Source organism: Nonomuraea sp. NPDC049624, assembly GCF_040675255.1.
Taxonomy (GTDB): domain Bacteria; phylum Actinomycetota; class Actinomycetes; order Streptosporangiales; family Streptosporangiaceae; genus Nonomuraea.
Window position 1 is genome coordinate 203355 of the sequence record NZ_JBFAOR010000009.1, and the last position, 19881, is coordinate 223235.

At 73.1% G+C, this 19881-nt stretch carries 19 protein-coding genes and 1 pseudogene; 10 read left to right on the plus strand and 10 right to left on the minus strand.

Annotated features, from left to right (window positions below; all coding sequences use genetic code 11):
* Positions 1 to 70: 70 nt before the first annotated feature.
* A complete protein-coding gene (locus tag AB0J76_RS34805) occupies positions 71 to 826 on the minus strand; it encodes a 2,3-dihydro-2,3-dihydroxybenzoate dehydrogenase (protein ID WP_352330685.1) in 756 nt (251 codons plus the stop codon).
* A 218-nt stretch (positions 827 to 1044) separates the two neighbouring features.
* Positions 1045 to 1263, minus strand: a pseudogene (locus AB0J76_RS34810) (alkene reductase); the annotation flags it as partial.
* Between the two features lie 87 nt (positions 1264 to 1350).
* Here AB0J76_RS34810 and AB0J76_RS34815 point away from each other — a divergent pair.
* The 8 genes from AB0J76_RS34815 (at position 1351) to AB0J76_RS34850 (ending at position 9882) form a co-directional block, all read left to right on the plus strand.
* Positions 1351 to 1833 (plus strand): tetratricopeptide repeat protein, encoded by a 483-nt coding sequence (locus AB0J76_RS34815; RefSeq protein WP_352330683.1) that lies wholly within the window; start codon positions 1351 to 1353, stop codon positions 1831 to 1833.
* A 187-nt stretch (positions 1834 to 2020) separates the two neighbouring features.
* Complete coding sequence (locus AB0J76_RS34820) at positions 2021 to 3130, plus strand: S1 family peptidase (RefSeq protein WP_352330681.1); 1110 nt, start codon at positions 2021 to 2023, stop codon at positions 3128 to 3130.
* 264 nt (positions 3131 to 3394) lie between these two features.
* Positions 3395 to 4405, plus strand: a complete 1011-nt coding sequence (locus AB0J76_RS34825; protein ID WP_352328972.1) for a hypothetical protein — start codon at positions 3395 to 3397, stop codon at positions 4403 to 4405.
* Positions 4402 to 5511, plus strand: a complete 1110-nt coding sequence (locus AB0J76_RS34830) for an FAD-dependent oxidoreductase (RefSeq protein ID WP_352328974.1) — start codon at positions 4402 to 4404, stop codon at positions 5509 to 5511. Before AB0J76_RS34825 ends, AB0J76_RS34830 begins: the two co-directional genes overlap by 4 nt.
* A gap of 116 nt (positions 5512 to 5627) precedes the next feature.
* Complete coding sequence (locus tag AB0J76_RS34835; protein WP_352328976.1) at positions 5628 to 6764, plus strand: hypothetical protein; 1137 nt, start codon at positions 5628 to 5630, stop codon at positions 6762 to 6764.
* A 32-nt stretch (positions 6765 to 6796) separates the two neighbouring features.
* Positions 6797 to 8014 carry a cytochrome P450 gene (locus tag AB0J76_RS34840; protein WP_352328978.1) on the plus strand — a complete coding sequence of 406 codons (1218 nt, stop codon included), beginning with the start codon at positions 6797 to 6799 and terminating at the stop codon, positions 8012 to 8014.
* 163 nt (positions 8015 to 8177) lie between these two features.
* On the plus strand, positions 8178 to 9491 hold the full coding sequence (locus AB0J76_RS34845; RefSeq protein ID WP_352328980.1) for a cation:proton antiporter: 1314 nt from the start codon (positions 8178 to 8180) through the stop codon (positions 9489 to 9491).
* A gap of 40 nt (positions 9492 to 9531) precedes the next feature.
* Entirely contained in the window at positions 9532 to 9882 is a 351-nt protein-coding gene (locus AB0J76_RS34850; RefSeq protein WP_352328981.1) for a GNAT family protein, read from the plus strand.
* Here the strand turns inward: AB0J76_RS34850 and AB0J76_RS34855 are convergent, their stop codons facing one another.
* Complete coding sequence (locus AB0J76_RS34855) at positions 9883 to 10419, minus strand: RDD family protein (RefSeq protein ID WP_352328983.1); 537 nt, start codon at positions 10417 to 10419, stop codon at positions 9883 to 9885.
* 111 nt (positions 10420 to 10530) lie between these two features.
* Positions 10531 to 11181: a TetR/AcrR family transcriptional regulator gene (locus AB0J76_RS34860; protein WP_352331495.1), complete on the minus strand. Its 651-nt coding sequence runs from the start codon at positions 11179 to 11181 to the stop codon at positions 10531 to 10533.
* A gap of 176 nt (positions 11182 to 11357) precedes the next feature.
* On the opposite strand from AB0J76_RS34860, the gene AB0J76_RS34865 reads away from it, so the two are divergent.
* Complete coding sequence (locus AB0J76_RS34865) at positions 11358 to 12224, plus strand: SDR family NAD(P)-dependent oxidoreductase (RefSeq protein ID WP_364391942.1); 867 nt, start codon at positions 11358 to 11360, stop codon at positions 12222 to 12224.
* 29 nt (positions 12225 to 12253) lie between these two features.
* Here the strand turns inward: AB0J76_RS34865 and AB0J76_RS34870 are convergent, their stop codons facing one another.
* Positions 12254 to 13309 (minus strand): hypothetical protein, encoded by a 1056-nt coding sequence (locus AB0J76_RS34870; protein ID WP_352327793.1) that lies wholly within the window; start codon positions 13307 to 13309, stop codon positions 12254 to 12256.
* A gap of 178 nt (positions 13310 to 13487) precedes the next feature.
* A complete protein-coding gene (locus AB0J76_RS34875; RefSeq protein ID WP_352327794.1) occupies positions 13488 to 14273 on the minus strand; it encodes an SAM-dependent methyltransferase in 786 nt (261 codons plus the stop codon).
* Positions 14274 to 14320: 47 nt separating this feature from the next.
* On the opposite strand from AB0J76_RS34875, the gene AB0J76_RS34880 reads away from it, so the two are divergent.
* Positions 14321 to 15658 (plus strand): MFS transporter, encoded by a 1338-nt coding sequence (locus AB0J76_RS34880; RefSeq protein ID WP_352327795.1) that lies wholly within the window; start codon positions 14321 to 14323, stop codon positions 15656 to 15658.
* Positions 15659 to 15698: 40 nt separating this feature from the next.
* Here the strand turns inward: AB0J76_RS34880 and AB0J76_RS34885 are convergent, their stop codons facing one another.
* Genes AB0J76_RS34885 through rfbB form a run of 4 tightly spaced genes read right to left on the minus strand, consistent with a single transcriptional unit; the run spans position 15699 to position 19877 of the window.
* A complete protein-coding gene (locus AB0J76_RS34885) occupies positions 15699 to 16853 on the minus strand; it encodes an aminotransferase class I/II-fold pyridoxal phosphate-dependent enzyme (protein WP_352327796.1) in 1155 nt (384 codons plus the stop codon).
* Entirely contained in the window at positions 16840 to 17592 is a 753-nt protein-coding gene (locus AB0J76_RS34890; protein WP_352327797.1) for a methyltransferase domain-containing protein, read from the minus strand. Before AB0J76_RS34890 ends, AB0J76_RS34885 begins: the two co-directional genes overlap by 14 nt.
* An 11-nt stretch (positions 17593 to 17603) precedes the next feature.
* A complete protein-coding gene (locus AB0J76_RS34895) occupies positions 17604 to 18875 on the minus strand; it encodes a class I SAM-dependent methyltransferase (protein ID WP_352327798.1) in 1272 nt (423 codons plus the stop codon).
* 18 nt (positions 18876 to 18893) lie between these two features.
* Positions 18894 to 19877: a dTDP-glucose 4,6-dehydratase gene (gene rfbB, locus AB0J76_RS34900; RefSeq protein ID WP_352327799.1), complete on the minus strand. Its 984-nt coding sequence runs from the start codon at positions 19875 to 19877 to the stop codon at positions 18894 to 18896.
* Between the last annotated feature and the right edge of the window lie 4 nt (positions 19878 to 19881).

The window sequence follows — 19881 nt, forward strand, 5'->3', positions numbered from 1 at the left end:
GGTTCGGCCCATCTGGTTCGGCCCGACGCCGGGCCGTCCGGGTCGGGAGGCCGCGGGCAGGAGGGACGGGTCAGGCGCGGAGGGTGGCGCCGCCGTCCACGAGGAGGTCGTGCATGGTGATGTGCCTGGCGCGTTCCGAGCACAGGAACAGCACCGCGTCGGCCACGTCGGCCGGGTCGGCCACCCGGCCGAGCGGGATGCCGACGCGGAAGGCGGCCGGGTCGCCGTGCAGGGTGGCCGACAGCGCCTCGTCGGGGTCGGCGCCGTCCCACAGGGTGCGCAGCATGGCGGTGTCGGTGGAGCCGGGTGAGACGACGTTGCACCTGATGCCGTGCCTGGCGACCTCCAGGCCGAGGCAGCGGGTGAACATCCGGGCCGCCGCCTTGGAGGCGGCGTAGGCGGCCATGCCGACGCGCGGCACCCCGGCCGCGTTGGAGCCGACGGTGACGATCACGCCCCGCCGCCGCGGCGTCATGCGCCGGGCGACGGCGCGCGAGACGTGGAAGACGCCGTCGGCGTTGACGGCGAAGCTCTGCCTCCAGTGGTCGTCGCCGGTGCCGTCCACCTCGCCGGGCAGCAGCACGCCGGCGGTGTTGACGAGGATCGCGATCGGGCCGAGGTCCCGCTCGACCGCCGCGACGACGTGCTCGACGTCGTGGGGGTCGCGCACGTCCACGCGGTACGGCCGCCCGTCGCCGCCGGTCACCGGTCGCAGGTCGGCCGCGGCGACCACGGCCCCGGCCCCGGCCAGGGCGGCGCAGACGGCCGCCCCGATGCCGCGGGCCGCGCCGGTCACCAAGGCGATCCCGCCGTCGATCCCGTCCATTGCGGCACGTCCTCCCCGAATGCTTTAGTTAGGTAAGCCTTGCCTAATTTGAAGGCAAAGAGACCGTCTGTCAAGACCGCCGTCCGGACCCGGGGAGAACCGTCCGGAAGGCCGCGCGAGGAGCGAGATCGGGGATGTCACCGCAGGTCGGAGACGCGAAAAGGCGGCGTGACCGCAGCTGGGAGCCGCGGCCACGCCGCCGGTGCGAGCAGGTGGTCTCAGGCCAGAGCAGGCCGGCGCAGGGCCGGGTAGTCGGTGTAGCCGGTGTGGTCGCCGCCGTACCAGTGCTCGATGCGGACGGGGTTCAGCGGGGCCCCGGCGGCCAGCCTGTCGGGCAGGTCGGGGTTGGCCAGGAAGGCGCGTCCCAGCGACACCAGGTCGGCGCCCGCGTCGAGCAGCCGTTCCGCCTCGCGCCGGCCGCCGTCGGCGGGCAGCGGGCCGGGCCAGGGCTGGCCCGCGACCTGCACGAGCGCGCGCGGGAGCTGGCCGCGCGGCAGGGCCACCTCTACGGCGAGGTGCACGCGGTGATGGGCCTGGCCCTGGGCGCGCGGCGGTCCGGGGATCTCGACGCCGCCGAGTCCTTCCTGGCCCGGCTGCGCGACGTCTATCCCTCCTCACCCGCGGGCGCGCACCTGGTCCACGCCGAGCTGGGGTTCGTGGCCGAGCTGCGCGGCGATCACGAGTCGGCCGCCGCCCGCCACCGGCGCGGCCTGGAGATCGCCCGCTCGACCGGTGAGCCGCGGACCCTGGCGCTCTCCCTGGAGGGGCTGGCCGGAGCGGCGGCGCTGGCGGGGGCGGCGGACCGGGCCGCGCTGCTGCTCGGCGCGGCCGACGGGCTGCGCGGCAGCGTGGGCGCCCGGCTGCCGGACGCCGAACGCGGCGACGTGGAGCGGATCACCGCGTCCGCCGTCGCCGTGCTGGGCCGGGACGCCTTCGCCGAGACGTTCCTGCACGGCACAAACAACATTCTTGACATCGCCGAAACTGCCGGGTCGAACTTTTCATGAGTCCTGCTCGGGCCGATGCGATCTCATTCTCCGGGACATAAGGCCAGGTCAGCGGCGCACCTGAAGCGGCGACGCCCCTTCCTTGATCTATTACTCCCGGTCAAAAAATCAGTATGACAGCCCCTTGCCCTCCTTAGGGATTTTGTTCATATTTGCGGACAAGTCACCCCACCCTCAGGAGGCTCCAGTGAGCATCCATGGCTTACGGATCCGGCGCGCCGCACTGATCGTCGCCACCGCCGGACTCCTCACCGGCGCGGTCACGGGCGTACCGGCCCAGGCATCGCCCGCGCCGGCCCAGCCCGCCGCCGACCCGGCCGCCGCCGCGGCCAGGCTGGAGGGGCAGCTCGGCGCCCGCACCGCCGGCTCCTACTTCGACCAGGCACAGGGCAAGATGGTGGTCACCACCACCGATCCGGCCGACGCCGAGGCCATCACCGCCTCGGGCGCCGTGCCGCGGGTCGTGTCCCGCAGCGGCCCCGCACTTGAGGCCATCATGTCCTTCCTCGACCGCACGGCCGCCGTCCCCGGCACCGCGTGGGCCGTCGACCCGGCCTCCAACCAGGTCGTCGTCTGGGTGGACAGCACCGTCGCGAGCAGCGCGCGCACCAAGGTCCAGATCGCGGTCCAGCAGGCCAACACCCAGGCGGCCGCGGCGCAGGGCCAGAGCGCCGAGGCGGCCACGCCCGCGGTGCGCGTCGAGAACGAGCCCGGCAGGTTCAGCCTCTTCATCCAGGGCGGCGACGCGATCTACGGCGGCCAGTACCGCTGCTCGCTGGGCTTCAACGTGGTCAGCGGTTCGACCTACTACTTCCTGACCGCCGGTCACTGCGGCAACATCGCCTCCACGTGGTACGCCAACTCCGCGAAGACCACGACCCTGGGCAACACGACGGGGTCCAGCTTCCCGGGCAACGACTACGCGATCGTCAAGTACACCAACACCAGCATCGCCCACCCGGGCGGCGTGGACCTCTACAGCGGCTCGCGCGACATCACCAGCGCGGGCAACGCCTACGTCGGCCAGTCCGTGCAGCGCAGCGGCAGCACGACGCACGTGCACAGCGGCTCGGTGACGGCGCTCAACGCCACCGTGAACTACGCCGAGGGCACCGTACGCCAGATGATCAAGACCAACGTCTGCGCCGAGGGCGGCGACAGCGGCGGCGCGCTGTTCTCCGGCGGCGTCGCGCTCGGCCTGACCTCCGGCGGCAGCGGCAACTGCTCCAGCGGCGGGACGACGTTCTTCCAGCCGGTCACCGAGGCGCTGAGCGCCTACGGGGTGAACGTCTTCTGATCGGCCGCTGACGGCGGGTGAGCCGATCCGCGTGCGGGCCGCGTCCAGGCGCGGCCCGCACGTTCGCGTAAAAGAACCTATACAAAACAGACAAAACGCCCTAATGTGGGCATCGCCCCAGTCGGAAGCGACTGGGGCGCCAAAACTTCTTCCGCCGGCGTGCGCACCGGCCGCCCATAGGGCCACATTTTCGGGCAATTCCCCTTCGGGGTGCCGCCCGCCCCCTCAATTACGTGTCGTAACGGCTGTGTTACTGTCCGCGTTATGAACAAATCGGCCACTGAGCGGCAGATCGAAATTCTCTGGCCCACCATCGGCGTATCGGTCACAGCAGACCTTGACGGACGCAACCGCGACCTCGCCGACGCGTTGTGGCGGACCCTGCCCTACCGCAGCCTGCAAGGCCACGCCCTCGTGGCGGGCCACCATCTCTACCACCTGGCCCCGATGCCCGAGTTGCTGCACGTCCCGGGCGTCCACAAGATCGACCGGCGGATCGCGCCCGACGGATCGGTGTTCTGCTCCCGCCTCCAGCACCTCGGCATCAAGTACGGCCCGCTGAGCGAGCCCATGCCCGCCACGCCCATCGGCACCGTCCGCGAGGAGGACCTCGACGCGCTCGCCGAGGCCGGGCAGGCGGTGTGGCAGTCGGTGTACTCCGGCGGCGAGCCCGTGATCGTCGAGGTGCGCAGGGCCGGCGACGGCGGCGGTCACCAGCTGCGGCGCCCGACGGCCCGGCACGCCGAGGCCGAGCAGCTCCTCGCCGAGCTGCACGAGGAGATCGAGCGCATCTGGCTCGACCCGCCCCAGGAGCTGGTCGACCTGCACGAGGGCCGGATCGCCTCGGGCGCGGGCAGCTTCGGCACCACGCTGACCACGATGCTGTTCGTCAACGGCGAGACCCGCCCGCTGGGCTACTGCTGCTACTCCGGCCTGGTCAGGGCCGCCCAGCAACAACAGCTCCCGCTGGAGTTCCTGCAGCAGATGGCGCGCATCATGGCCGCCACCCCGGCCGAGTTCCTCGGCTACTGCGGGCTGAACAAGCTGCACCAGTTCACCGAGCGCGCCCTGGAGGTCGCCGACCAGCTCCAGGACCGCGAGGACTTCGTCGCGCTCATGAGCCACATGGCCCTGTACGTCAACTGCCTGGGCGCCTGGAACCTCCAGCTCTTCCCGTGGCAGGTCGACGAGCACCTGCGCGCGGACGGCTCGGTGGCCCCGATCTCCGGCTCGATGCTGACTCCCTTCGAGGGCGGGACGGTGGCGCCGGCATGAGCCAGGCCGACCGGGCCGAGGTGGTGGTCATCGGCGGCGGCGTGATCGGCCTGTCGATCGCGGCCCACCTGGCCGAGGCGGGGGTGGAGACCGTCGTCCTGGAACGCGACGACCTGGCCTCCGGCGCCTCGCGGGCCACCGCGGACGTGCTGCGCGCCTACTTCTCCGGCGACCCGGTCAGCTCCGCGATGGCGGTGCGCAGCCTGTCGGCGTACCAGTCGTTCCCGCGCTGGCCCGGCGTCGAGCTGCCGATGCGGCAGGTCGGCTACCTCGTGCTGTTCACCGAACGGGAGCAGGTGAACAGGTTCGAGGACGAGCTGCCGGCGCAGCGGGCCGCGGGCGTGGACGTGTCGCTGATCGGCGCCGAGGAGGCCCGGCGGCTCAACCCGCTGGTCGAGGAGCCGTCGCTGCTGGCGGCCGCGTGGTCGCCGCAGGCGTTCGTGAGCGACACGGCCGCCATCGTGGAGGCGTACGCGGAGGGGGCGGCGCGGGCGGGGGCCTCGCTGCGCACCGGCTGCCCGGTCACCGCCGTCGATCCGGCCACCGGGCGGGTCGAGACCGCGGACGGCACGCTCACCGCGCAGGCGATCGTGTGCGCGGCCGGGGCCTGGTCGGGCTGGATCGCCTCGGCGGCGGGCGTGGACCTGCCGCTGACCGGCCCGGCGGTGCAGGAGCTGCTCACCACCGGCCCGCTGCCCGAGGTGCCGGACATCCCGGTCACCCTGCACGCCGCCAGCGGGCTGCTGATCCGCCGGCGCGGCGACCGGGTCCTGATCGGCATGGGCAACCCCGGCACCGACCGGGACGCCTGGTTCGTCAAGGCCAGGGCGCAGCTCGCCACCACCTACCCCGGCCTGGACCTGTCCGGGCTGGAGACGGCGGTGCGCGGCCCCAGGGACGCCAGCCCCGACCGGTCGGCCTTCATCGGCCGGCTGCCCGGATCGCCGGCGTTCCTGTACGCCACCGGGTTCTCCGGCCACGGGCTGTGCAACGCCCCGGCGGCCGGCGAGCTGGTCCGTGACCTGTACCTGGGCCACGACCCGGCGGACGCGTTCGGCTTCGACCCGATCGAGCTGTCGGCCGGGTCGCGGCGGCGCTCGCGCTGACACCGCGCCCGCAGTGGTGCCGCCCGCGCCGACGCCGCATCCTTTCCGTGATCGAGGCGTGGCGTTGCCGCGGGTTGGCACGGCAGCGGGTACGACCGGCACCGGGGGAGACAACGATGACCACGAATCCGTACGCCACTGCGCCCTTCGGCTACGCGGCCGAGCCGACGGCCGCGCCGTACTCGATCGTCGAGCTCATGCCCGGCGCCCGCAACCTGGTGCACTACCTGCGGGTGGCGCCGGGCGAGCGGGTGCTGGTGCTGGCCGAGCACACCGTCGACCCGGTGGTCGTCCAGGCCATCGCGGCCGCGGCGGCCTACCGGGACGCCGACGTGCACATCCTGTCGGTGGCGCCGTTCAGCCCGGGCGGCTGGGACAGCGGGGCCGGGCACCACGTCGAGCGGGCCGCCGTCGGGGCGTCCGACGTCGTCATCGCCTGCACCTGGTGGGGCGAGGTGCACACCGCGCCGCTGTTCTTCGACGAGATCGCCGCCCTGCCGGTCAGGTTCGCGTCCCTGCACATGAGCGCCACGGCCGGGGCGCTGCTCACCGGCGCCCGCCTGCCCAACGAGGTCTTCTACGCCCTGGCGCACCGCACGCTGGAGAAGCTGGCCGCGACCAGCAGGATCCGGGTCACCTCGACGGCCGGCACGGACCTGACGCTGTCCGGGCTGACCCTCATGCCGGACGCCGAGCCGCCGGGCCCCGGCCAGTGGCGGCCCTTCCCGTACGGGGGCGTCAACTTCTGGCCCGCCGACACCGAGGGCGTGCTCGTCGTCGAGGACTGCACGGTGACCGGCGTGCCCGAGGAGCCGCTGAGCGTCCACCTGGCCAGCAACGTCGTGCAGAAGATCGAGGGCGGGGCGGACGCCGACCGGCTGCGCCGCTTCTCCCCCGGCGGCTTCTACCTGCGGCACGCCCTGATCGGGCTGAACCCGAAGGTGCGGGTGGCGGGCGGCAGCCAGTTCGAGCGGGAGAAGCACGCCGGCGCGTTCTACTGCGGGCTCGACGCGCTCACCGACGGCGTGGCCGTCACCACCGCGCCCGGTTTCGCCCACTGCGACTGCCAGGTCGACCGGCCCACCCTGTACGCCGACGACGAGCCGCTCGTCCTCGACGGCCGGCTGCTGCTGCTCGACGACCCCGAGATCCGCCGGGTGGCCGAACGCTTCGGGCCGCCGGACGTGATCCTCGACGACAACCCGGTCATGGTCCTCCCCCGCCGCTACAGCGGGGCGACGTCGAGCCGATGACCGCCCGACCGCACCAGACAGACAGGATGACCATGGAACCCGAGTTCGTCCTCGACCCGGCCACCCTCGACCTGCACGACAGCGACGAGCGGCTGCGCCGGGCCGGCCCGCTCGTCCCGGTACGGGTCGAGGGGGTGCTGGCCTGGGCCGCCACCAGCCACGCGACGCTGGAGGCGGTGCTGTCGCACCCGGCGATGACGCGCGACATCCGGTACTGGGACCCGGCGGCCCGCGCCGCGGCCCCGCAGGGCACGTCGCTGATGCGGCTCGTCACCGACGCGTCCATGCTCAACGCCGACGGCGAGGACCACCGGCGGCTGCGCGGCCCGCTGGTCAAGCTGTTCAGCGCGCGCCAGGTGCAGCGGATGGAGCCGTGGATCACCTCCATCGTCGGCGACCTGCTGGAGGACCTGGCGGCCCGGCCGCCGGGCGAGCCGGTCGACCTGCGCGCCGAGTACGCCTACCCGCTGCCGTTGCGCGTCATCGTCGAGATGCTGGGCGTGCCCGAGTCCCACCGCGAGCGCCTGCGCGCGCTCACCGACGAGGTGGTGCAGCTCGACCAGAGCCCGCCGGACAGCCCGGAGGGGCGCAGGGCGTTGTTCGAGCTGGTCGGCGAGATCATCGAGGTGCGGCGCGGCACGCCCGGCGAGGACCTGACGAGCGAGCTGATCGCGCTGCACGCCCAGGGCCGGCTGGACGACGCCGAGCTGCGGGACACCGTGCAGGTGCTGCTGATCGCCGGCCACGTCACGACGATCAACCTCATCGCGCACGCCGTGCGCGCCCTGCTCGAACGGCCCGAGCAGCTCGAACTGCTGCGCTCGGGGGCCGTGCCGTGGAGCGCGGCGGTGGAGGAGGCGCTGCGCTGGGAGTCGCCCAACGCCTACTTCCCGATGCGCTACGCCATGGAGGACCTGGAGATCGAGGGCGTCCGGCTGCGGGCGGGCGAGGCGGTGCTGGCCTGCTTCTCCGCCGCCGGGCGCGACCCCGAGCGGTTCGGCGAGAACGCCGCCGACTTCGACGTGACCAGGCCGGCCGTGCCGCATCTGGCGTTCGGGCACGGGCCGCACTTCTGCCTGGGCGCGCCGCTGGCCCGGCTGCAGGCCGAGGTGGCGCTGCCGGCCCTGTTCGCGACGTTCCCCGGCATCCGGGCCGCCGGGCCGCTGGACGACCTGCCCCGGCTCACCTCGCTGCTGGACAACGGCGTGCGCGCCCTGCCGGTGCTGCTCGGCCCGCGCGCCACCGGCTGAGCTCCGTCGGCTGAGCTCCGCCGGTTTCTCCGTGATTGCGGATCTTCCTGGGCTGCTTTCTCGGAGATTGCCGCATGTGAACGGGCCCGTTGCGGCGCCCGCGCCGGGCGTTCTTTGCTGAATATCCAGGTTCGGAAACCAGGATCGACCTCCAGGGGTATTCATGCAGACGCCCATCGCCCCCATCGGCGCGCACGGCATGCTCGTGTTCCTGTTGCAGATCGGAGTGCTGCTCGGCCTGGCCCTGGGGCTCGGGGCGCTGGCGGCCCGGTTCCGGCTGCCCGCCGTGGTGGGCGAGCTGTTCGCCGGCGTCGTGCTCGGGCCGTCGATCCTGGCGCACGTCGCGCCGGGCCTCCAGCGCTGGCTCTTCCCCGCCGACCCCGGCCAGTTCCACCTCCTGGACGCCGTCGGGCAGGTCGGCGTGCTGCTGCTGGTCGGCCTGACCGGCATCCACATGGACCTGAACCTGGTGCGCCGGCGGGCGGCCACCGCGGCCGGGATCAGCGTGGGCGGCCTGGTCATCCCGCTCGGGCTCGGCATCGCCACCGGGTTCCTGCTGCCCCGGATGATCGTGCCCGACGGCACCGACGGGACGGTGTTCGCGCTGTTCATGGGCGTGGCGATGTGCGTGAGCGCGATCCCCGTGCTGGCCAAGACGCTGATGGACCTGCGCCTGCTGCACCGCAACATCGGCCAGCTGACGCTCACCGCCGGGATGATCGACGACGCGTTCGGCTGGTTCATGCTCTCGATCGTGAGCGCCATGGCCGTCAACGCGGTCAGCACCGGCACCGTGCTCACCTCGCTGGCCTACCTCGTGGCCATCGTCGTGGCGGCCCTGACCGTCGGGCGTCCGCTGGTGCGCGGCGCGATGCGGCTGGCGGCCCGGTCGCCCGAGGCGGGCCCGACGGTCGGCATGGCGATCATGCTGATCGTGCTGGCCTCGGCCGGGACGCACGCGCTCGGCCTGGAGTCGGTCTTCGGCGCGTTCGTGATGGGCATGCTCATCGGCGGCGCGGGACGGGTGGACCCGGCCCGGCTGGCGCCGCTGCGCACCGTGACGCTGTCCGGCTTCGCCCCCGTCTTCTTCGCCACCGCCGGGCTGCGGATGGACCTGACCGCGCTGACCCGGCCGCCGGTGCTGCTGGCCGGGCTCGCGGTGCTGGCCGTCGCGATCGTCGGCAAGTTCGCCGGCGCGTACGCCGGAGCCCGGCTGAGCCGGCTCAACCGCTGGGAGGCGCTGGCCCTGGGCGCCGGGCTCAACGCGCGCGGCGTGATCGAGGTCGTGGTGGCCATGGTCGGCCTGCGGCTGGGCATCCTCAGCGTCGAGGCGTACACGCTGGTGGTGCTGGTCGCGATCGTCACCTCGCTGATGACGCCGCCCATCCTGCGCGCGGCGATGGCCCGGGTGGAGCAGACGGCCGACGAGGAGATCCGCGAGACGGCCCACCGCTCCTGGACCACCACGGCGAGTTGACGGGGACGACGCCGCGCGCGGCACGCCCTAAGGTTGCCCCATGTCCGACATGCCGTCACGGGTGGAGCTGCACCCGCGGGGCCGCTACCAGGGGGCGTCCCTCGGCTACGCGGCCTTCGCCCCGTCCGCCGGGCGCGGCTACATGACCGACGGGCTGACCCTCGCCCTGCGGCACGCGTTCGACGACCTGCGGCTCCACCGCCTGGAGGCCAACATCCAGCCGGCGAACAAGGCGTCCCTGGCCCTGGCCCTGGCCCGGCGCCTGGGCTTCCGGTACGAGGGGCTGTCGCCGGACTACCTCTACATCGACGGCGCCTGGCGCGACCACGAACGCTGGTCCATCACCGCGCCGAGCCCCTGGCGGCCCGACCCCTCCCTGCCGGAGGTGTGATCAGGGCGACGGCACCACCCGTGTGGCCGTCACGAGGTCGTGCAGGGCGGCCCGGTCGCGGCGGGTCAGCACCAGCACGACCGAGGCCCCGGCCAGGGCGTACGCCGCGACCAGAAGCGGCATGGCGATCGCCGAGTCCGGGTCGCGGACCAGCCGGGAGACCGCCATGTGCGCGCACTGCCACGGAAGCAGCTTCACCAGGGCGCGCGCTGCGATCCGCGCCACGCCGGGCCGCCCCCCGCCGTCCAGTGCCACGACGAGCCCCGCCCGCCGCTTGCCCCACGTGGCCTGCCGCCGCCCCGCCTCCCCGATGACCAGGTACGCCCCGAGGGGCAGCACGCTCAGCGCGGTGATCAGCAGGTCGGTGCCCAGGGCGCCGAGCCCGCCGAACCCCGCTCCCGCGCGGCTCAGCGGGACGAACACTCCGGCCAGCACCGTCAGCCAGGCGGCGATCACGAGGTAGTCCCAGCCGGCCGCCACCAGCCTCGGACGTAACGCCGTCCGGCCGCCTCGCGTCCGCTCCCGCTCGTTCAGCACCGCGTCGCCTCCATGACCCGCACACACAAGGGAGCCTGATCTTCGCACGGCCGCCACCAGGCGGAGGACGAGGGCCCGGCGCCGGCCGTCCCCGGGACGGCCGGCGCGGGCTCAGGCGGTCGCGCCGGGACCGCGGCCGTTCTCGCTGATGGCCGCGTTCACCAGGGCACGCGCGGCCCAGCGGACGGTCTCCCGTTCGGCCTCGGCGTCCAGGCCGCGGACGTCACGCAGGGCGATCTGCGCCTCCCAGCCGACCACGACGGTCAGCGCCGAGATCAGCCGCTGGAACGCCTCCTCGCTCAGGGTGTCACGCAGCGGCGCGCAGGCCTGCTCCAGCCAGCCCACCCGCCGCTGGGTGCGGCGCGGGCCGGTCGCCCCTGGCGAGCCGCCCACCGGCGGGTCGACGGTCAGGCGGATCAGCCGGCGCCCGAGGGGCAGCGACTGCGGGGAGTGCTCCAGCAGGGTCCTGATGAGGGCGTCGACGCGGGCGGCGGGGTCGCCGGCCAGCGCGGGGTCGGCCAGCGCCTGCTCGACCGGCGGATCGTTGATCGCCCCCGCGGTCGCGTCGATCAGCAGGTGGTCCAGCGTCGGGAAGTACGTGTAGACCGTGCGGCGGGACACGTCGGCGGCGGCCGCCACCTCGTCGATGGACGGGGTGGCGCCCCCGGCGCTCAGCCGGATCGCCGCGTCGATGATCGCCTTGCGGGTGCGGCGGCGCTGCGCTTCTCGTCCGCCGCCGCGGACCGGATCGTCACTGGTCATGATGCCGTCTGTCACTCCTTTGGGCCGCCGGTCTGTTCGGTGCGCGGCCGTGTTGACGACCACTCGCGAGCTGAGTATATCTATGTGCAGTCGCTGCACGGGAGTGCAATCAATGCACAACCGAGAAATCGATGTCCCGTGCCCGGCACCCAGCAACGGAAGGACAGAAGGTCACCATGAGCAAGATCTGGTTCGTCACCGGTTCGTCCCGCGGCCTGGGCCGCGAGTTCGTCGAGGCCGCGCTCTCCCGCGGCGACAGGGTGGCCGCCACCGCGCGCCGCGCCGACGACCTCCAGGACCTGGTGGCCGCCCACGGCGAGGCGATACTCCCGCTGGCGATGGACGTCACGGACAGGGCCGCCGTCGCCGAGGCGGTGCGGCGGGCCGTCGGCCACTTCGGCCGCCTGGACGTCGTCGTCAACAACGCCGGTTACGCCCAGGTCGGCGCGGTCGAGGAGCTGACCGAGCAGGACCTGCGCGACCAGCTGGAGACCAACCTGTTCGGCGCGGTGTGGGTGATCCAGGCCGTCCTGCCCCACCTGCGCGCCCAGGGCAGCGGCCACATCATCCAGCTGTCCTCGGCCGCCGGGCTCATCGCCGTCCCCCTCGGCGGCGCCTACCACGCCTCCAAGTGGGCCCTGGAAGGGCTGAACGAGGCGCTCGCCGGCGAGGTCGCCGAGTTCGGCGTCAAGGTGACCATCATCGAGCCCGGCGGCTTCGCCACCAGGAACGGCAAGAACCCCGACCCGCTCGCCAACGGCCACCTGGCCACGCCGGACCCGGCCTACGACGACCTGCGCCGACGGCTGGCCGCGATGACGGGCAAGCAGCCGGCCGGCGACCCCAAGGCCGCCGCCCGGGCCCTGCTCAAGCTCGTCGACGCCGAGAACCCGCCCCTGCGCGTGCTGTTCGGCCAGGGCTTCTACCCGATGGTCCAGAAGGCGTACGCCGACCGGCTCAAGATGTGGGACGACTGGCAGGACCTGTCCGCCGAGGCCCACGGCCTGCCGGACGCCGGCGCGGTCCCGGCCGCGAGCTCCTGACGCCCGACCAGCCGGCCCGGCGGCTCCCGTCAGCCGGAGACGTAGGTGATGGAGCCGGTCCAGCGGTTGGCCGCGTCCCGGTAGACCTGGAACAGCCCGGTGTCGAAGTACGGGGAGACGCCGGTGTCGTACCGCCCGTCGGCGTCGGTGTCGGCGACGCTGATCGTCAGGCCGTTCAGGTAGCCGGCCCGGGTCTCGGCGTCGTAGCCGGTCACCCACGCCGCCCCGGGCGAGGCCGTGAACGGCGAGTCCACGCCGACGGGCCGGTCCACGCGCAGGCCGGAGGGCTTCACCGCGAACGTCGGCCCGGTCGAGCGTTCGAGGCTCCCGCCCCCGTACGGGCTCGAGCCGTCGGGGTGCGGCCCGGAGGGGTGGCCGAAGACGTCGGCCGCGGGCGGGAGCGGCTGGTTGGCCGCGATCCCGAGGCCGCCGACGTTGTCGCCGAGGCGGCCGACCGTGGTCAGCGCGCCCGGGGCGGACAGGACGACGCCGCTGTGGACGGTGGCGAAGGCGTAGTCCCGGTCGAAGTCGTGCAGGTCCTCGAAGTCGTAGTGAGTGACGCCCTGCTTGCCGACGTACAGGCCGTAGGGGGTGGCGCCGTCGGAGTAGGCCGGGACGAAGACCCACTTGCCGAGCGCGCCCATCGGGGCCTCGATGTCGAACACGCAGTGGCCTGCCGTGGCCACCAGGTTGCGGTAGGCCGACTGCACCGAGGTGCCGGTGCACCAGTGGGGCAGGCCGTCGCTGCCGATGAAGAACACCTTGCCGGACGTCACGACCTCGTCGCCGGGCGGCGGGTTCTCGGCCCCGATCGGCGGGGTGCTGACCGCGGGCCCGTCCGGGACGACGCCGGTGGACAGGCGTTCGCCCCCCGTCGCCGCGGCCGGCACGGTGTACGGCGTGGCGGCCCGCAGGTTGGCCGCGTCGTCGGCGAGCCAGAACCCCGCCACCTCCCTGGCCTTGTCCACGACGGTGGCCAGCGGGACCGTCGCGACGGTGGCCGCCCGTGCGGGGCCGGCCACGACGACGGGGGCCAGCAGGCTCAGCGCGGCGGCCGACGTGATCATTGCACGCCTCAAGGACATCTCTCCGTCCGGTAGGGCCGGCCGGACGACCCGGCCGGCGAACACCAAGATCGTAAGCACGACCGGCGACGGAAGCCCACAAGTTTTGGATCACATGTTCGAAACGGTGTGGCGACCGGCACACGTATGGCCCACCACCCGGAGGGTGATGGGCCAGGCCGCAGCGGAGCCGCGCGGGTCAGGAGCGCTTGCGGCCCACCGCGCACAGGTGGTAGTCGCCGTCGATCGGGGACGGGTCGGTGTCGGCGTCGGGACGCCACTCGCGGGTGTTGACGATGCCCGGCTCCAGGAGGTCGAAGCCGTCCAGCATGGAGGCGAACACCGACCGCCTGCGGGCCGTGAACGGCGAGGTCGCGTTGCGGTAGACGGCGCTGACGTCGTCGGCCTTGCTCGGCATGGTGTCGGGGGCGACGTGCGTCAGCACGATGTGGCTGCCGGCGGGCAGCAGGTCGCGGTAGCGGTGGACGACGCCCACCGGGTCCTCGTCGTCGGTGACGAAGTGCAGCAGCGAGACCACCAGCAGCGCGATCGGCCGGGAGAAGTCCAGCACCTCCGCCGCCCGTTCCATGACGGCCTCCGGCCGCCGCAGGTCGCCCTCCTGGACGGTGACGTCGGGCGAGTGGCCGAGCAGGGCGCGGGAGTGGGTGAGCACGACCGAGTCGTTGTCCACGTAGACGATCCTGGCGCCGTCGATCACCTCGTGCACGTGGCCCGCGGTCGGCAGCCCCGACCCGATGTCGAGGAACTGGTCGACGCCCGCCTGCCGCAGGTGGCGCACGGCGCGCTGCAGGAAGGCCCGGCTGTTGCGGGCGTCGCCCCTGATCTCGGGGATGATCGACAGCACCTTCTCCGCGGCGGCCCGGTCGGACGCGAAGTTGTCCTTCCCGCCGAGGTAGTAGTCGTACATCCGCGCCACGTTGGGCACCGCGGCGCTGACGCCCGGCGGGACTCGGTCACTCATCATGTGCCAAACCTAGACGATCTAGGGCTGACGTTGGGATGATCTCTGCCATGTTAGGTCTCGACCCCGCGGCGGGCATCAGCAGGACCAACCTCTGGGCATGCATGGGGCTCGGGCTCCTCGGCACGGCGGTCATCACGTTCCTGCCGGCCGCCCAGCCGTACCTGCTCACCGACGCGCTGGGGTTGTCCGGCGACGACCTGGGCCGCACGACCGGCTACCTCCAGGTCGCCGCGGAGGCGGCGCTCATCCTGAGCCTGGCCTGGTACGGCGCGCTCGCCGACCGGATCGGCCGGCGGCCGGTCGCCGTGGCGGGGCTGCTGCTGTGCGCGCTCGGCGCGGCGCTCTACCCGTTCGCGGGCAACGTCCCCGTCCTGGTCGCCCTGCGCGTCGTGTTCGCCCTGGGGATCGCCGCGCTGAACGTCACCATGTCCGCGATCACCGCCGACTACGTGCGCGACCGCGCGCGCGGCAAGGCCTACGGCTGGCTCGGCCTGTTCAGCGGCATCGGCGCGGTGGTCGCGGTGCTGGTGCTGGTACGCCTGCCGAACATGCTGGAGGGCGGCGGCATGGCCCCGGCCACGGCGGCCAAGGTGGGCTTCCTGGTGGTCGCCGGGCTGGTGCTGCTGGGCGCGCTGGCCCTGCGCGGCACGCTGGCCCCCGGCCTGGCCGCGTCCGTCGAGCCGCCCGCCGAGCAGCAGGCCGGGCAGCCGGCCGGTGAGCGGGCCGGGCTGGGGCGGCTGGTCGTCGAGGGCGTGCGGCTGGCCCGCGACCCCGGCGTGGCGCTGTCGTACGCGGCGTCCTTCGTGGCCAGGGCCGACCTGGCGCTGGTGGCGAGCTTCCTGTCGTTGTGGATCGTGGACCACGCCAAGGCCGTGCGCGGCATGTCCGCCACCGAGGCCCTGGCCAAGAGCGGCGCGATCGTGGGCATCGCGTACATGGTGATCGTGGTGGGCGCGCCGCTGTTCGGCTGGCTCGGCGACCGGATGCGGCGGCAGGACGTGGTGATCCTGGCCCAGGCGCTGGCCGGGGCCGCGTACCTGTCGACGCTGCTGGTCAGCGACCCGCTCGGGCCGGGGATGATGCTGGTGGCGGCGGCCGTCGGACTGGGCGAGATCGGCGTCATCACCACGGCGGGCCCGCTGCTGGCCCAGCAGGTGCCGGCCCGCTACCGGGGCTCCAGCTTCGGCGTCCAGACGCTCTGCGGCGCGATCGGCATCTTCGTCATCTCCGGCGTCGGCGGCTGGCTCTACGACCTGTGGCGGCCCGCGGCCCCCTTCGCGCTGGCGGGCGCCTGCGGCCTGCTGGTCGCCCTGTTCGGCCTGGCCGTGCGCCGCCGGGTGACCCCCGTCCCCGAGGCCGTCCAGGGGACCGTGCCCGCGGCCTGACGGACGAGGGCGCCCCGTCGAGGAGCGCCCTCGTCGCGGGTCAGGCGACCAGCCGGCGGTCGGCCGCCCGGACGGTCTCCCGGACCACGCGGCAGATGCCGGCGATGTGCCCCGCGTCCACCGTGGGGCCGGTCGGCAGGGACAGGACGCGGGCGGCCAGGCCCTCGGCGCGGGGCAGGGGCAGCGGGAAGTGCCTGCCCGGGTCCGACCGGTACGGCTCGACCTGGTGGCAGATCGGGGAGAAGTAGCGCCGCGCGTGCACGTTCTCCTCCAGCAGCGCCGCCAGCACCGCGTCCCGCGACACGCCGGCGACGGCCTCGTCCACCTCGATGACCAGGTACTGGAAGTTGGCCCGTTCGCCGGGCGCCTGGCCGCGCACCACGACGCCCGGCAGCCCGGCGAGCAGTTCCTCGTAGACCCGCTGGTTGCGCCGGTTGGCCTCGACGATCGTGTCGATGGCCTCCAGCGAGGTCAGCCCCATGGCCGCGTGGAACTCGCTCATCCTGGCCACCGTGCCGGCCCCGGAGATCTGACCGGCCGCGTCGATGCCCTGGTTGCGCAGTTCCCTGACGCGCGCGGCCAGGTCGTCGTCGTCGGTGACGATCGCGCCGCCCTCGACGCTGTTGACGAACTTGGTGGCGTGGAAGCTGAAGATCTCGGCGTCCCCGGACGTGCCGATCGGCCTGCCCCGGTAGGTGCAGCCGAGCGCGTGCGCCGCGTCGAACAGCAGGACGAGCCCGTGCTCGCGGGCCAGGCGCTCCAGGGCGTCCACGTCGCACGGGTAGCCGAAGACGTGCACGCCGAGTATGCCGCGGGTGCGCGGGCCGATCAGGCGCTCGACGTGGTCGGGGTCGGCGTTGCCGGTGATCTCGTCGGAGTCGCAGAAGACCGGGACGATGCCGATCCACTCCAGCGCGTGGGCGGTGGCCACCCAGGTGAAGGACGGGACGATCACCTCGTCGCCCGGCCGCAGCCCGGCGGCCCTGGCCGCGATCTGGATGCCGGTGGTGGCGTTGCAGGTCGCCACGGCGTTCCGGGCGCCGGTCAGGTCGGCCAGGCGGGCCTCGAACTCGCGCACCAGCGGGCCGTTGTTGGTCAGCCAGAGCCGGTCGAGCACGCCGCCGAGCCGTTCCAGCAGGCGCGCCCGCTCCCCCGCGTTGGGCCGGCCGACGACGAGGGGCTCACCGAAGGCCATCGCCGGCCTCCTCGCGCACGCCGACGAACAGCCCGGGGCTGTTGGGCCGGCCGTCGGCCAGCTTGAACGCGGGCCGGAAATCGGCCCGGCAGCCCGCCTTGGCGAACGCCTCCAGGTACTGGTCGCAGGTGAACAGGCTGGAGTAGAGGACCTCGGCGAACTCCTTGAAGCCCGAGGCGTCGGCGACCCTGAACCGCACCTCCAGCCGGCTCTTGCCGCCCTCCCTGCGCGAGTGCGTCATGCGGGAGATGACGAGCCCCTCCTCCACCAGCGTGTGGCCGCCGACGTGCCCGTCGAGGAAGTTCTCCGGGAAGTACCAGGGCTCGACGACGAGGACGCCGCCGGGCTCCAGGTGGGCCGCCATGCGGCCGACGGCCTCCACCAGCTCCTCGTAGGAGCCCAGCTCGCCGACGGCGTTGCCCATGCAGGTCACGGCGTCGAAGGTGCGTCCGAGGTCGAAGGTGCGCATGTCGCCGGCGTGCAGCGGCACGCCGGGCAGCCGCCGGCCGGCGACCTCCCGCATGTCGGGCGACAGCTCGACCCCCTCGACGTGGTCGAAGAGCTTGGCGAAGGTCTCCAGGTGCGCGCCGGTGCCGCAGGCGACGTCGAGCAGCGAGGCCGCGTGCGGCGACCGTTCCCTGATGATCCGGTCGAGCTCCCGGGCCTCGCCCTCGAAGCTCTTGCCGCGGCTGCGGAAGACGCGGTCGTAGTACTCGGCGTGGTCGGATCCGTATTCCATGCAGATCTCCTTCAGGCCACCGCCGGGACGGGCTCGGCCGTCACGACCCTCGGCTGCGGGATGGGGATGATGAACTTGCCGCCGCGGCGCAGGAAGTCCTGCTCCTTGGAGATGATCTCGTCGGCGTAGTTCCAGGCGAGCAGCAGGTAGTAGTCGGGCTGCTGGTCGCGGGCCTGCTCGGGCGAGCGGCACGGGATGCGGGTGCCGGGCAGCAGCCTGCCGTGCTTGAGGCTGGTGGTGTCGCTGCAGAAGCGCACCTCGGCCGGGCCGAGCTCGCAGAACTGCAGCAGGGTGGTGCCCTTGGAGGGCGCGCCGTACCCGGCGACGGTCAGGCCGCGGCCGGCCAGGTCGCGCACGAGGTCGCCGATCTGCCTGATCACCTGGTGGGCGCGCTCGGCGAAGGCCAGGTAGGCGTCGTCGGAGTCGAGGCCGCTCTGCCGCTCCAGCGACAGCAGCCGGTTCACGGAGGGCCGGGCGGGGTGGGCCGAGTCCTCCCTGGCGGCGAAGACGACGATCGAGCCGCCGTGCACGGCCGCCCGCTCGACGTCCACGATGCGCAGGCCGTGCCGGGCGAACAGGTGGGCGAGGGTGGTGACCGAGTAGTACGACAGGTGCTCGTGGTAGATCGTGTCGAACTGGTTCTCCTCCAGCAGGTCCAGCAGGTACGGGACCTCGATCGCGACCAGCCCGTCGGGGGCCAGCACGGCGGTTGCGCCGTCCAGCACGTTGTGCACGTCGTCGATGTGGGCGAAGCACTGGCGGCCGAGCACCAGCTTGGCCTCGCCCTGCTCGGCGTGGATGCGGCGGCCCTGGTCGGCGCCGAAGAACTCGGGCAGCGTGCGCACGCCGCGGGCGTTGGCGATCTCGGCCAGGTTCTCGGCCGGGTCCACGCCGACGACCCGCTGCCCCTGCTCCTGGAAGAGCGCGAGCTGCAGGCCGACGTTGCTGCCCAGCTCGACGACGAGCTCGCCGGGCGCGAGCCCGGCCCGGCGGGTGCACCAGCCGACGATGCGCCGCATGTGGGCGGTCATCTGGTCGGACTCGGAGGTGACGTACACGTAGTGCCGGAACAGCACGTCGGGTCTGATCACGTGCCGGATGGCCATCAGCCGGCAGTTGCGGCACACGATGACGTCCACGGGGTAGGCGGGCTCCTCGGCCGGGAGGTCGGCGGGGTCGAGGAAGCCGTTGGCCAGCGGCACGGACCCGAAGGAGGTGACCTCCAGCCAGTCGTCGCGCCCGCAGACCCGGCACGTGTCAAGACGTCGGACAATGTCCTGCATGGCTTCTCCTCATGATCTTCAGTGGGCGGCCACGGCGAGCTCGCGGTGCTTGAGCGGTTCCCACCAGGACCGGTTGTCCCGGTACCACGCGACGGTCGCGGCCAGCCCGGTCTCGAAGTCGACCGACGGCGCGTAGCCCAGCTCCCGCTCGATCTTGGAGATGTCGAGGGAGTAGCGCAGGTCGTGCCCAGGCCGGTCGGGGACGTGCTCGACCATGTCCCAGCCCGCCCCGCACGCCTCCAGCAGGCGGGCGGTCAGCTCCAGGTTGCTCAGCTCGCTGCCGCCGCCGATGTGGTACACCTCGCCGGCCCGGCCGCGGTCGAGGACCATGCGGATGGCCCGGCAGTGGTCGGAGACGTGCAGCCAGTCGCGCCGGTTGCCGCCGTCGCCGTACAGGGGCACCCGGCGGCCTTCGAGCAGGTTGGTGACGAACAGCGGGATGACCTTCTCGGGGAACTGGTAGTGGCCGTAGTTGTTGGTGCAGCGGGTGATCACGACGTCCAGGCCGAGCGTGCGGTGGAAGGCCAGCGCGAGCAGGTCCGAGCCGGCCTTGGAGGCCGCGTACGGCACGTTCGGCGCGAGCGGCGTCTCCTCGGTCCACGAGCCCTCGGCGATGGAGCCGTACACCTCGTCGGTGGAGACGTGCACGAAACGGCCGACGCCGTGCCGCAGGGCCGCCTCCAGCAGGGTCTGGGTGCCCAGCACGTTGGAGCGCACGAAGCCGGTCGCGCTGACGATCGACCGGTCGACGTGCGTCTCGGCGGCGAAGTGCACGATCGCGTCCTGCCCGGCCACCACCTCGTCGGCCACCAGCGGGTCGGCGGTGTCGCCCTGCACGAAGCGCAGGCCCGGGTGGCCGGCCACCGGGTCGAGGTTCTCCAGGTTGCCGGAATAGGTGAGCTTGTCCAGGACGGTGACCCGCGTGCCCGGCGAGTCGCGCAACGTGGCTCTGACGAACTCCGAGCCGATGAAACCGGCGCCGCCGGTGACCAGGATCCGCAACTGT